The following is a 12442-nucleotide window of genomic DNA, read 5'->3' on the forward strand; positions in this document are numbered from 1 at the left end:
GAAAAAGGCTTCCGAACGACTAGCGCTGCGGAAACCCTTCTCTCGTGTAGCAACTAGAGAATCCCATTTCCGCGAATCAGTGTCAAGAGTTTTTGACGTCGTTTCGGCGAACGGTTTTCTTTTGCCTTGAATAAGGTGAAGAAGAATGGAACGTGGAAGTGTGGCGACGCCCTTTGGGCGGCGGGCGATGACGTTTGGCATGCTCGCAAGCCAAGTCATCGCCGGCAATATCCAGCCGGAGCAGTCGATCGACAAGTGGAAACTGTTCCGCTTGCTGTGCGAAGCAAAGACGGTCGTCGGCGTCTCCGATCGATCGCTCGCGGTGCTGAACGCATTGTTGAGTTTTTATCCGGGTGCGGACCTTTCTAAAGAGAACGGCCTTGTCGTTTTCCCGTCCAATGCTCAGCTCTCGCTTCGCGCACATGGCATGGCCGGCACGACATTGCGCCGGCATCTCGCCTGCCTCGTCGAAACGGGCCTGATCCTGCGACGCGACAGTCCGAACGGCAAGCGTTATGCCCGTCGGGGCCGCAACGGCGCGGTTGGCGAAGCTTTCGGCTTCGACCTCTCCCCGCTCATCGCACGAGCCCAAGAGTTCAAGGCCGCCGCCGCAGAACTTGCGGCCGAACGGCAACATCTACGGCTCGTGCGTGAAAGATTGAGCCTCTGCCGGAGGGACATCGCCAAGCTTCTCGAGCTCTTCCGGGAAGCCGCCCCGGAGCGCGATTGGCAAGCACAGCAACAGCATTATCAGGAGCATGCTGCACTCTTGCCGCGCAAGACGTCGCTAGCCGAAAACGAGGCGGTCTTCGAAAAGCTCGCGCTTATCCGTGAAGATCTCGCCAATCAGTTGGAAAACTTATTGAATTCCAAAAAAATGGCCACCAATGACCGCCGGAATGGATGCCACATACAGAATACACAACCAGACTCTCTTTCTGAATCTGAACGGTGCTTAGGAATAGGCGAGGAGACCGTTTCGAAAAACCGTATCACGCAAGATCCAAATTCCGCTGCGACGTCACCGGATCGAAGAGAAAGCTCGAGCAGCGAACAACCGCAATCTCTCGCTGGCCGCCTCCCGCCGCCGCTGACCGCCGCACGGCTCGGCCGCCAGATCCCGTTGCCTATGGTTCTCAAAGCTTGCCCGCAAATTGCGGATTATGCCCCGGCCGGTCGCATTTCGAGCTGGAAAGACTTGCTAACCGCAGCAATCGTCGTTCGCTCGATGCTCGATGTCAGTTCGGACGCCTATGAGGAAGCCTGCTCCGTTCTGGGGTATGAGAGTGCCGCGGCCGTTATCGCCTGCATTCTTGAAAGGGCCGATCAAATAAACTCCCCAGGCGGCTATCTTCGCGATCTCACGCGACGGGCAAAGCGACAGGAGTTTTCGATTGCGGCAATGCTAGGCGCGCTAAGTCGGGCGAGGGCGGAAGGCATTGCTTTCACAGGCTAGATGGAAAGCCGTGCCGACCGACGAGGGAAGGCGGCTCTGCCAAAGCTTGGCACAAGAGAGCTGCTGAGGCGATTACTGCTTTGAATACCGAGCGTGATCATCCGATATCGACCAGGGAAGGCGTGGGGTGACGAGAGCCCAGCTATTGCTTTGGAGCCGCAAATATCGCAAACTTGGGCTCTGCGGATTCGCCAGAGCGCCTGACTTCGTGTCGTTTCCTTAACAATTCCGCGCTATCGTAAGTCATTGGCGAATAAGCCGTTTCAACCGCGATGCGGAAGTTATCTGGCGGATAGTTTCCGCCACTCGGACCCGACAAATTCTGAACAAAATGGCTAGCAGCCAAAGGCCGTGCAACGCATTACCATGGTACGGCACGCGGCAGCGCTTGAGAGTGTATCCTGACGCGTAAAAACGGCTCTCGCACTTTGAAGTGCCTCTCCCTCCATCCTTGTTGACAGCTGTCAACGCGTGGCAAAACCATGCTTGAAAGCTCAGGCTTGTGAACGAGGCGGCGGCTCGGATCAACGGGCCGGCGCTACTGGACGAAAGATGATCCAGAAGCGGGCGCAAGCGCGTTCAGCGTCACCGCCACGCGAGCCGCTTCCGGGACTTCGAGCGCCACGTCCGCCTTCGGCGATTCTCTTCGAGATTGCGGAGTATTGCTCATGCGCATGGCAGGGAAACGGCGCGTTGCCTCCGTCTAAACCCAACACGCCTGCGGCGACCGCAAGGATAGGTGCATCAAGAAAGTCGAAGAGATGACTCGTTTTCGTATCGGCACGGACCTTTGTGTGTCTGAAAACTGCCGCTGTAGCTGAGGCTGTGCGGAGACCGGCTTGGCCGGTCATGATTTCCAGTGGCCGCACTGAACGGAGATGTTTTGGCGGCGCCAGGTTCGATGCTCAAACGGGAAGACATAGGGAGCGCCGCCATCCGTTGACAGCTGTCAACACGGCCTCGTTCAGGAAACAAATTACTCCCGCCAACGTTCGGCCACCCATAGGCTCGGGCGGATGTAATGCGGCAAGTAGCGTAACGGCTCTTTCTCCCTCCGGTCAGATGAGAATAGGCCCCCCGGATATGGCCGAGCGGTGTCGCGGACCACGCCTTGAAGCGAAACTACCGGTCGGTTGCGAGTTGCGGCAGCAGACCGCGTGGGGAAAGAACGAGCCGGTCGTCCGCGGGCAGACGCAGGGCCAAGAAATAGTTCACCGCAAAAAGCCAGCGGCAATGCTGCCGGAAATGCAGTGCGGATCGGCGCGGAACTTCGCCTGCAAGAAACCAGTGCCGACCGGAAAGCGGAACAGCAAGGTTCCGCCGAGCCGCTCCAGCGGCGTGGCCAGGTTGCGGGCCATAATCAGGTCGTTCAGGCCGCCTATTTCGAAAAAGTCATCGGGCGATCCCATGATCAGCAAGTCCAGATCAAGAAACAGCACCGGGTCCACTCAATTTCCCGAGCTGAGCCCCCAGAGCTGAGCCCCCCAGAACCGTGCCTCGGACCAGATGCCTATGGTGCTTACCAGAATCTTTATGATGTCGAGCGGCGCCAGAAAGCGTGCCATCGTCGCTGCCTTTTCTCGTCTATCACCATGCACAACGACGCGAGGTTCAGCTTCGCTGCGGCATCGGCCGCCGCGGCTCTGAATTCGATTAAGCGAGGAAGGTTCGCAGACGCTTCGATTTCTGATAGTTCCAGCCGTCTTCAAACAGGAAGTCCTGCGGCGTTGCACGGCGCTCACTATGACTTCATTTCGCCGGCAAAGTCTCAACCTGTCATAGCCTTCGTAATCGGCTTAACAGACCGGCGCGCGATGCAAGTTGACGGCTGTCAACGCGGCAGGCGATCCGCGTGGGCCACCCGGCAGCGCGTCCTCGCGGCACCCTCGAGTTAAAAGCGCGCTGCATTTTGAAGTCGCTGCCACTGTTGACAGCTGTCAACAGTTTGGGCCGTGCTGAAATTCAGCACAGCTCCCTGCATTATGGTGGAAAAGCTCGCCGGACCTGTGACGGAACGAAATTGCGTGTTACCTTCCGTTTCGCCACGAATGCTTCATCTTTAAAGTGAGATACGAAATTCCAGATCCGCTTCACCCGACGCTGTTGCCGGCCTTGATCGCGGCGGAAGACAGCCTCGCCCGTCTCGATGAACGAGCCGCACGGCACGCCGTCGCCGAGGGCTTTCGCGAGCGCGGACAGTTCTTCGATGCGGCTGCAGCCCTGTGGGTTGCGGGCGAGCTGGTCCATGTCGAGGACCTCGTCCTACATGATTCGCACATGGATGCGCGCGCTCCTTCGCATGAGTTGACCATCGCACACGCGGTCTTGCGCGTCCGCAGGCGGCTGGAGCTGGCGGAGCCAGGTTGGGCCCTGTCGGCTGCCGGGTTGAACGTGTTGCGCGGCGAGCACGGTACCGCTGCCGTGAAGAACGAGGATCTGGAACTGTCAACCCCTGGTCCTGATGACTTGCAGCCGCCGGAGACGACGGAAGGCGCTGATGAGAATCCGCTCGCCGGCGAGTTTGCCGAACTCGATGCGGCAATGGCGCGGTCTCAGAGATTGCTGGATATTCATGCCGGCAGCATTGCCGAAACGGAACCGGCATCCTCGCTGGCGCAGAAGGTGAGACCGGAAGCCACGGGGCAGCTCGGCCTGCTCTTTGATGAGGAATGGGATGAGGGCGCGAGGCTCGATGCCTGGCGCGCTGTACTGACAGGGGCCGATCAGTTACCGGCCTGTCTCGGTGCTGCGATCTTGTTCGAAGCTTGGGAGGGAATAGAGCCGCTGCGTCGTCAGCACTGGCTCGGTTCCCTTCTTGTCGGGACCTACCTGCGCTCGCGCGGCAAAGTCGCCTCTCATATCCTGGCATTCAACACGGGGCTTAAGACGATCCGGCACGAGCGCCGGAGATCGAAGGACCGGCTGACACGGCTCAATGCCTTTCTCGAGGCGATGTCGGCGACGGCCGAGCTTGGCATGAAAGAACTCGACCGGCTGTCGCTTGCGAAAACGCAGATGGAGATGCGGATCAGGGATCGTCGCTCGAACAGCAACTTGCCCGGTTTGATCGACCTGGTCCTCTCGCGGCCGATTGTGTCGACCGCGCTCATCGCTCGGCACGTCGGTGTCACGCCGCGCGGCGCACTCAATCTGGTGCGGGAGCTCGGCGTACGCGAAATGACGGGCAGGGGACGCTATCGCGGTTGGGGCGTACTTTAGCCAAGACGATGAGAGCGCTGCTTATCCGGCGAACTTCTTCGCGCCGGCAACGCAGGCGACGATCGCAAGGGTCGCCGTCAACATGGTCCAGCTAACCGTTTCGCCCAACAATGTCGCTGCTAGCGCGAGACCGAAAAAGGGCTGCAGCAATTGCAGTTGACCGACCGCGAGAATGCCGCCTTGCGCAAGACCGCGGTACCAGAAGATGAAGCCGATCAGCATGCTGAAGACGGATACGTAGCCGAGGCCGAGCCAGGAAACGGCACTCAAACGTTCGAAATTTCCCGGCATGGTAAAGAGCGTCAGACCCATCATGATCGGAAGTGACAGGACGAGTGCCCAGGAGATTACCTGCCAGCCGCCGAGCTTGCGCGACAGGGTGGCGCCCTCGGCATAGCCAAGGCCGCAGACGATGATGGCGGCGAGCATCAGAAGATCGCCTTTCAGCGACGCCGAAAAGCCCTGCGTCAGCGCGAAGCCGGCGACGATGGCGCTGCCGATCCCGGAGAACAGCCAGAATACCGGGCGCGGCCGTTCGCCGCCCCTAAGCACGCCGAAGATTGCGGTCGCCAATGGGAGGAGCCCGACGAAGACGATCGAGTGGGCGGACGTCACATGCTGGAGCGCCAGCGCCGTCAACAGGGGAAAGCCGAGGACGACTCCGAGCGACACCAGGCTCAGCGAAAAGAGGTCGTCGCGATGGGGCCGGCGCTCGCGGAAAGCGAGCAGCAGGCACAGCGCCAGCGTGCCGGCGATCGCCGCACGGGCGACGGTCAGGAAGACCGGATCGAAATCCATCACCGCGATCCGCGTTGCAGGCAGCGATCCGCTGAAAATCATCACGCCCAACAATCCGTTTATCCAACCGCTCGCCGTCTTGTCCATCCGATGCTCCTTTTTTATCCGTATCGGACGAAGCGGATGGTTCTTCCAGATACACTGAGGTACAGCTTCGAAGAACTGCATGCACAGAAAGCCAGTACGGATGAGGCCGCAGACGATAGACGCCACGGGGGAGACGCTGATCGCCAGGGTGATGGCGATGGTTAGAAACCGGATCTCCGGACGGATCCTGACACCTGGCGCGAGGTTGCCGTCGATCCGATCCTTTGCCGCCGCCATGCAGGTATCCAAGTCAACCGTGGTCGAGGCCTATGAGAGGCTTGCCGCCGAAGGCTTGATCCGCTCGAGGCTTGGCTCCGGCTTCTTCGTTGCCGCTCCGCTTGCGCCATTGTCGCTTGCCGAGATCGGTTCGAGGGTGGACCGGGAGATCGATCCGCTGTGGGTCTCCCGTCAGGCGCTCGAGGCGGGGAGCGACGTCCTGAAGCCTGGTTGCGGCTGGCTCCCGCCGTCATGGATGCCGCAAGAAGCATTGCGGCGTGCCTTGCGGACGGTTGCGCGCGGCGATCAGGCCAGCCTGGTCGACTATGGCTCGCCGCTCGGACTGCTGCCGCTGCGGCAGCTACTGGCACGCCGCATGACACAGCACGGAATCGAGGCTTCACCGGACCAGGTCATGCTGACGGAGTCGGGCACACAGGCAATCGACCTTCTTTGCCGCTTTCTCCTGGAGCCGGGCGATACTGTGCTCGTCGACGATCCTTGCTATTTCAATTTTCATGCGCTTCTCAGGGCGCATCAGGCAAGAATCGTCGGGATACCCTACACGCCGTCGGGACCGGACATCGACCTATTCGCCCAGGCGCTCAACGAGCATCGGCCGCGTCTCTACATTACCAATTCCGCTCTCCACAATCCGACCGGAGCGACGCTGTCGCCGCTCATCGCGCATCGACTGCTCAAGCTTGCGGACCAGTCTGGCCTGACAATCATCGAGGACGACATCTTCGCCGATTTCGAGCATACACCGGCGCCGCGGCTCGCTGCCTTCGACGGGCTCGAGCGCGTCGTGCATATCGGCAGCTTCTCGAAGTCCCTTTCGGCGGCGGTGCGCTGCGGCTTCATCACGGCGCCGCGCGACTGGACCGAACCGCTGACGGACCTCAAGATCGCCACCAGCTTCGGCGGGCCCGGATTTGCCGCCGAGCTTGTGCTGACGTTGCTCAAAGACGGCAGCTATCGCAAGCATATAGAGGTACTTCGCCAGCGCCTGGCGCGGGCGATGGAGGACACGACCGCACGGCTCAAGAAGATCGGGATTACGCCTTGGATCAGGCCGGCATGTTCCTGTGGTGCCGGCTGCCAGACGGCATCGATGCGGCGGATCTCGCGAGAAAGGCTCTCGATAGAAATATCGTGCTTGCCCCCGGCAACGCATTCAGCCACGCGCAAACCGCAAGCGGCTTCCTGCGGTTCAATGTGGCGCAGTGTCAGGACGAACGCCTGTTCAGAGAACTCGCGTCACTCATAGGCTCGTCCTGAGCCGGTACCTCGACCGGCGTCTTCATGATGATCTCGCGATGCGGGTAGGGGATCGAGATACCGGCTGCCTTGAACGCGTCCCAGAGAGCCATCAGCACTTCTCCGCGAATGTTCGTAAGTCCGTTGCTCGGATCGGAGATCCAGAACCGCAATTTGAAATCGAGCGATGATTCGCCGAAGCGCGTCATCCAGCAAACCGGTGGAGCGTAGGCGCTGGCGACCCGCGGGATGGATTTGGCGGCTGCGATCGCGATGCGGGCAACCTCGTGCGGATCGCTGTCATAGGAGGTTCCGAAACTGACCTCGATGCGGACATAGTCGCTTGAAAACGACCAGTTCACGACCTGCTGAGAAATAAAGTCTTCGTTCGGAATGAGGTACTCCTTGCCGTCTCTGGTGATGACCGAGACGAAGCGGGAGCGCAGGTCGCGGATCGAGCCAAAGGTCTCACCAAGCGTAATCGTATCGCCGGGTTTAATGGATTTATCGAGAAGGATAATTATCCCGGATATGAAGTTGGAGACGACCTTTTGCAGGCCAAAACCGATGCCGACACCAACTGCGCCCGAAAAGACCGTAAGTGCTGTCAGGTCGATGCCTGTGGCAGAGAGGGCAATTGTGCCCGCAATTACGATGAGCGCAATCTTGATCAGTTTGCTGATGAGGACCTTCAAGGACGGCGTGAGATCGGCGGACTTCTGTATCCAATTGGACGACATGTTGCCGATCAGAACGGCGAGCCAGATCAGCGCGGCGGCAAGGATGACGGCCTTCAGGGCAAGCAACAGAGAAAGGCGGACAGCACCGAGATTGACGGCAATACTATCGAGCGTCGTCAGAACCGGGCGATCCAACCCGAGCGCGTAAAGTGCAAAGTAGAGCCAGCCAGCGACGGCAACGACACGCGCCAGCATCTGGTTTCTAATAATGCGTGTGAGTACCGCGATAACGAACCAGGCGGCAACGAGAGTGAGGGCTGTAGCGACCAACCATCGGTAGGAAGGCCATCCAAATCGCAGCAGGACCACATCCGCTATCCATAGCCACACAATCAGGAAGAGCCAGCGCAGTCGCCGCATGAAAGCGATGATGACGCGTAGAAGATCCGGATTTCCCTTGATGGTGCGCGCGCGAGACTCCAATGCCGGCTCTATCCGCTTTGCCAGAAGACCGGATATAAGATAACCGATGACGATCAGGGCAGACTGATAGAGCGTCCACTCGTTGAGAAGGAAAGTCTGCAGCCAAGATCCGGCAGCGTTGAGGGCATCGACGAAATCCATCGTCTTTCTCTTCGCGAATTCTCCGCTGCATATTTCCCGAAATCGGAGTCGACGGAGTCGACCTAAGAAAACATGCAGCTACAGCGCTTTGTACGTCCGACAGCGACGCACGACACTCTAACCAGTAGGGCAGCGGTTTTGTTCAAATGCCGCACGTCAAGGGCAAGTCGCTCGGATAGCCACCGAACCCGGAAACGGAGCTATACCTTCGGCAGGCCCTCGGGCCTTAACTGCTTCCTCAGCGCCGCGATGCGGAAGATGGCGTTGGCGGCACCATAGCCGCGATAACCGCGGCGCTCAGTGATTTCGAAGAAGAAACCTTCGCCATAGGTGGGGCTATAAAGCTGGAAATATTCGCCGCTCTCGTCGCGGTCGTAGAGGATGTTCTCGCTTTTCAATCGCTCGACCAGCTGAGCGTCCAGCCCGAAGCGGGCCTCGACATCGTCGTAATAGTTCGGCGAGATCGATAGCGCTCGGAACCCGTTCGAGCGCAAAGCTTCCGCGGTCGCGAAGATATCGTCCGTGGCGAAGGCGAGGTGCTGCACGCCGGAGCCGAAGGTTTCCGCAATGAAATGGCCGGCGAGCGTGTTGCGGTTCTCGGCACCATTCAGCGTGAAGCGCAAGGTTCCCTGCTCGTTCTCCACGACCTGGCTTCGGACGACGCCGGCAGGATCGATAATGTCGACCATCGGTGTCTTATGCGTCTCCAGCAAGGACGTGTAGAAGAGCAGCCAGGTCAGCATTTCCTCGTATCTGACGGTCTGGGCGATGTGATCGATGGCGGTGAGCCCGGCCGGCATCGATGGCCCGTCGTCCGCTGCCGGTTCGAACTCGATCTCCCAAATGCGCGCCAGCTCGGACTTCTTATCGAGGAAATAGATGATGCCTCCCCCGACGCCGTGGATCGCCGGGACCAGGAGTTCTCCCGGTCCCACCGCCTGGCCGAAGGGCTCGGCGCCGAGGACCCGCGCCCTTTCTGCGGTCGCCGCCGCGTCTTCGACCCATAGGCCGAAGGCGTAGGCCGAGGTGCCATGCACCAGATAGGAGGCGCTGGCGAAACCTTCGTGCTCGGTGTTGATGACTAGGTTGATGTCGCCCTGCCGATAAAGCGCGACGCGCTTGGTCCTGTGCCGTGCCGTTTTGCGGAAGCCGATCGTGCGTATCAGCGTTTCGAGGTCGCTCGCTTCCTCCTCGGAGGCGGTAAACTCGACGAAGGCCACGCCGCTGACCTCGATCCGCGCCGGCATCTCCGGTACCGAAAGGCGGATATCCGGTTCGGCACGTCTAACCTGATCTCCAAGGTAGATCAGAGAGCGGTATCCATCGACTGCAATGGCGTTGGCGTTGCCGCCGCGAAACTGGTCGTTGAAGATTTCGAGCGACAAATAGTCGTCATAGCCGGTGGCCGCCACCGCTCGCATGAAGTCCTTGAGCGGAAGATCGCCTTCGCCCGGCATGTTGCGGAAGTGCCGGCTCCAATAGAGTAGGTCCATATCGATCAGCGGAGCGTCGGCGAGCTGGACGATGAAGATCTTCTCCTTGGGGATCGAGCGGATCGAATTGACGTCGATCTTGCGCGCAAGCGTGTGGAAGCTGTCGAGGATCAGGCCGATATTCGGATGATCGGCGCGCCGGACGATCTCCCAGGCGTCGCGATGATCGTTGATGTGACGGCCCCAGGCGAGCGCCTCATAACCCACCCGCAATCCTCTTTTTGCCGCGCGTTCGCCGAGCTCTCGGAAATCCGCTGCCGCCCGGTCGATGCCGCCGAGCGCTGCCGGCGAGACATTGGAACAAACGAGGACGAGGTCGGTGCCGAGCTCCTGCATGAGGTCGAACTTTCGTTCGGCCCTGTCGAACGTCCGCGCCCGCAGCGGTTCCGGCATGCCCTCGAAATCCCGAAACGGCTGGAAGAGGCTGATGTCGAGGCCGAAGTCACGCACCATCTTTCCGACCTCGCGCGGACTTTCGTCGAAGGCGAGGAAGTCATTCTCGAAGATTTCGACACCGTCGAAGCCGGCCTTGGCGATCGCACGCAGCTTGTCTCTAAGATCACCGCTCAAGGAAACTGTCGCTATCGAGGTTTTCATGGTCTTACCCTCGTTGGGCTGTGCAAGTTCGCAGAACGAGTCGGATCGTCAGCCGGTCATCGCCTTAAAATGGCTGAGCATCCGGGTTGCGTCGGGCTCGAGCCCGGTAAATAGACGAAAAGCGCCAACGGCCTGGAACACGGCCATGCCGCCGCCGTCGAGCGTGCGGCAGCGGCGTCTTCGCGCTTCTTTGAGCAGTGCCGTTTCGAGCGGGAAATAGACGATCTCGGCGACCCAGTGGCGCGGCTCCAGGAACTCGGCTTCGAGCGGCAGTCCCGGATATTTTGCCATGCCGGTCGGCGTCGCGTGGATGAGCCCGGCCGATCCTCGCATAGCCTCGGCCAGATCCGCCCCGGCTGCAACGTGCGCATCGGGGAATTGGCCGGCGAGCATTCGGGCCAGAGATAACGCCCGTTCATGTTCGCGGTCGAATACGGCAAGGTGCCGCAGACCGAGCGAAAGCGCGGCAAAAGCCGTCGCGGCGCCCGCTCCGCCGGCGCCCAGCTGCACTGCCGAAGAGAGGTCGGCATCCGGCAGCCCGCGGCGGAAACCCTCGGCAAAACCCCACCAGTCCGTATTATGGCCGTAACGCCGCCCGCCCTTAAACACCACTGTGTTGACGGCGCCGAGTTGCCGCGCTTCGGGGGCGAGTTCATCGAGGTGAGGGATTACCGCCTGCTTGCAGGGATGAGTTATATTGAGACCAGCAAAACCGCGCCGTTCCGCCTCGGCCAGCAGATGTCCCAAGTCTCTTTCTGTCGCTGCCAGGGCGTTGAGATCGATCAGTTCATATTCGTAGCGGAGACCCTGCGCCGCACCTTCGGTCATATGCATCGCCGGTGTGAGCGACGACTGAATGCCCGCGCCGATCAGGCCGGCCTTCAAAGGTCTCACAAGTGTTTCGGTCATGATTTCTGGCCCACCTAGTTCGGAAGGCCGATCCGCCACCTCGGGAGGCGGACCGGACTTGCGCTGATTTTTACTGGCCGCGCACGGCGCCGATTTCCTTGAACAGTGCGGTCACCGTTTCCGTGCCGATCTCGGCGCTGAACTTCTCGATCATCGGCTTGACGGCATCGCGCAGCCTCTGCGTTTCTTCCGGGCTGAGCTCAGTGACCTCCATGCCTGTCTGGCGGATTTCCTCAAGCGCCGCCGTGTCCTTTTCGCGCGAGACCTTTCGCTGGAAATCACGGGCTTCGGCTGCCGCCGACTGCAGGACCGCTTTTTCCTCGTCGCTAAGGCCGTCCCAGAATTTCTTGCTGATCAGCACGATCTGCGGGTTGTACTGGTGACGGGTGACGGTCATGTATTTCTGCACTTCGTAGAACTTGGCATTGACAATGTTGGCGGCCGGGTTTTCCTGCCCATCGACGGTTCCCGTTTCGAGCGCGGTATAGAGCTCGGTGTAGGGCAGCGGCACGGCATTAGCTCCAAGAGCGTTGAAGAGTTCGATCGGGATCGGAGACTGGATCGTACGGATCTTCAGCCCCTTGATGTCTTCGAGTTTGGTCACCGGATGGCGATTGTTTGTGAGATTACGGAAGCCGAGTTCCCAATAGGCGAGCCCGACCAGCCCGGTGTCGGGCAGAAGCTCCATCAGACTGGTGCCGAAGGGGCCATCCATGACCTTGTCGGCCTCTTCACCGCTGTTGAAAAGAAAAGGAAGGTCGACGGCGCCGAACTGTTTGACGTTGCCGGCGAGAATGCCGGCGTTCAGCACGGTCATCTCGATCACGCCGCCCTGGAGCGCCGAAACAGTCTGGACATCGCCGCCGAGCGTTCCGCCCGGGAAGAGCTTTACCTCGATCTTGCCACCACTTTTTTGATCGACGAGCTCGGCGAATTTTTCCATGCCGGTCACTTGCGGGTGACCCTTGTTGTTGGCTGCGGCGAACTTGATCGTCTGCTCGCGAATTTCGGCGGCGGCCGGTCCCGCGATGGCGAGCGCCAGCGCGAAGCCGAGCGCCAGTTTGCTGAATTTGTTCAACATCATTTCCTCCCGTGTTTGGCCG

Annotated in this window: 8 protein-coding genes and 1 pseudogene; 3 read left to right on the plus strand and 6 right to left on the minus strand. The window is 60.1% G+C overall.

From position 1 onward, the window contains the following. Positions 1-145: 145 nt before the first annotated feature. Positions 146-1456: a plasmid replication protein RepC gene (repC, locus tag PYH37_RS08385; protein WP_280730967.1), complete on the plus strand. Its 1311-nt coding sequence runs from the start codon at positions 146-148 to the stop codon at positions 1454-1456. A gap of 1211 nt (positions 1457-2667) precedes the next feature. Here the strand turns inward: repC and PYH37_RS08390 are convergent. Then, positions 2668-2904, minus strand: coding sequence for a hypothetical protein (locus PYH37_RS08390; RefSeq protein WP_280730968.1), 237 nt, complete (start codon positions 2902-2904; stop codon positions 2668-2670). Between the two features lie 616 nt (positions 2905-3520). Between PYH37_RS08390 and PYH37_RS08395 the strand changes: the two genes are divergently transcribed. Next, complete coding sequence (locus PYH37_RS08395; protein ID WP_280730969.1) at positions 3521-4675, plus strand: RHE_PE00001 family protein; 1155 nt, start codon at positions 3521-3523, stop codon at positions 4673-4675. A gap of 21 nt (positions 4676-4696) precedes the next feature. Here PYH37_RS08395 and PYH37_RS08400 read toward each other — a convergent pair whose 3' ends face one another. Further along, positions 4697-5560 (minus strand): DMT family transporter, encoded by an 864-nt coding sequence (locus PYH37_RS08400; RefSeq protein ID WP_280730970.1) that lies wholly within the window; start codon positions 5558-5560, stop codon positions 4697-4699. 79 nt (positions 5561-5639) lie between these two features. On the opposite strand from PYH37_RS08400, the pseudogene PYH37_RS08405 reads away from it, so the two are divergent. Next, positions 5640-7057 (plus strand): annotated as a pseudogene (locus tag PYH37_RS08405) (aminotransferase-like domain-containing protein). On the opposite strand, the gene PYH37_RS08410 reads toward PYH37_RS08405, so the two are convergent. From PYH37_RS08410 to PYH37_RS08425, 4 genes are all read right to left on the minus strand, one after another. After that, positions 7006-8340 (minus strand): mechanosensitive ion channel family protein, encoded by a 1335-nt coding sequence (locus tag PYH37_RS08410; RefSeq protein ID WP_280730971.1) that lies wholly within the window; start codon positions 8338-8340, stop codon positions 7006-7008. The pseudogene PYH37_RS08405 and the gene PYH37_RS08410 sit on opposite strands and share 52 nt — an antisense overlap. A gap of 200 nt (positions 8341-8540) precedes the next feature. Further along, positions 8541-10430, minus strand: coding sequence for a bifunctional sugar phosphate isomerase/epimerase/4-hydroxyphenylpyruvate dioxygenase family protein (locus tag PYH37_RS08415; RefSeq protein WP_280730972.1), 1890 nt, complete (start codon positions 10428-10430; stop codon positions 8541-8543). A 48-nt stretch (positions 10431-10478) separates the two neighbouring features. Further along, positions 10479-11339 (minus strand): shikimate dehydrogenase, encoded by an 861-nt coding sequence (locus PYH37_RS08420; protein WP_280730973.1) that lies wholly within the window; start codon positions 11337-11339, stop codon positions 10479-10481. A gap of 70 nt (positions 11340-11409) precedes the next feature. Continuing rightward, complete coding sequence (locus tag PYH37_RS08425; RefSeq protein ID WP_280732445.1) at positions 11410-12420, minus strand: TRAP transporter substrate-binding protein; 1011 nt, start codon at positions 12418-12420, stop codon at positions 11410-11412. Positions 12421-12442 lie beyond the last annotated feature (22 nt).

Source organism: Sinorhizobium numidicum (assembly GCF_029892045.1).
In the GTDB taxonomy this organism is placed as follows: Bacteria; Pseudomonadota; Alphaproteobacteria; order Rhizobiales; family Rhizobiaceae; genus Sinorhizobium; species Sinorhizobium numidicum.

Excerpts from the sequence above, each read along its gene's own strand:
- repC (WP_280730967.1), top strand. The coding sequence starts at position 146 with ATGGAACGTGGAAGTGTGGCGACGCCCTTTGGGCGGCGGGCGATGACG.
- PYH37_RS08425 (WP_280732445.1), bottom strand. The coding sequence starts at position 12,420 with ATGTTGAACAAATTCAGCAAACTGGCGCTCGGCTTCGCGCTGGCGCTC.
- PYH37_RS08420 (WP_280730973.1), bottom strand. The coding sequence starts at position 11,339 with ATGACCGAAACACTTGTGAGACCTTTGAAGGCCGGCCTGATCGGCGCG.
- PYH37_RS08400 (WP_280730970.1), bottom strand. The coding sequence starts at position 5,560 with ATGGACAAGACGGCGAGCGGTTGGATAAACGGATTGTTGGGCGTGATG.
- PYH37_RS08410 (WP_280730971.1), bottom strand. The coding sequence starts at position 8,340 with ATGGATTTCGTCGATGCCCTCAACGCTGCCGGATCTTGGCTGCAGACT.
- PYH37_RS08415 (WP_280730972.1), bottom strand. The coding sequence starts at position 10,430 with ATGAAAACCTCGATAGCGACAGTTTCCTTGAGCGGTGATCTTAGAGAC.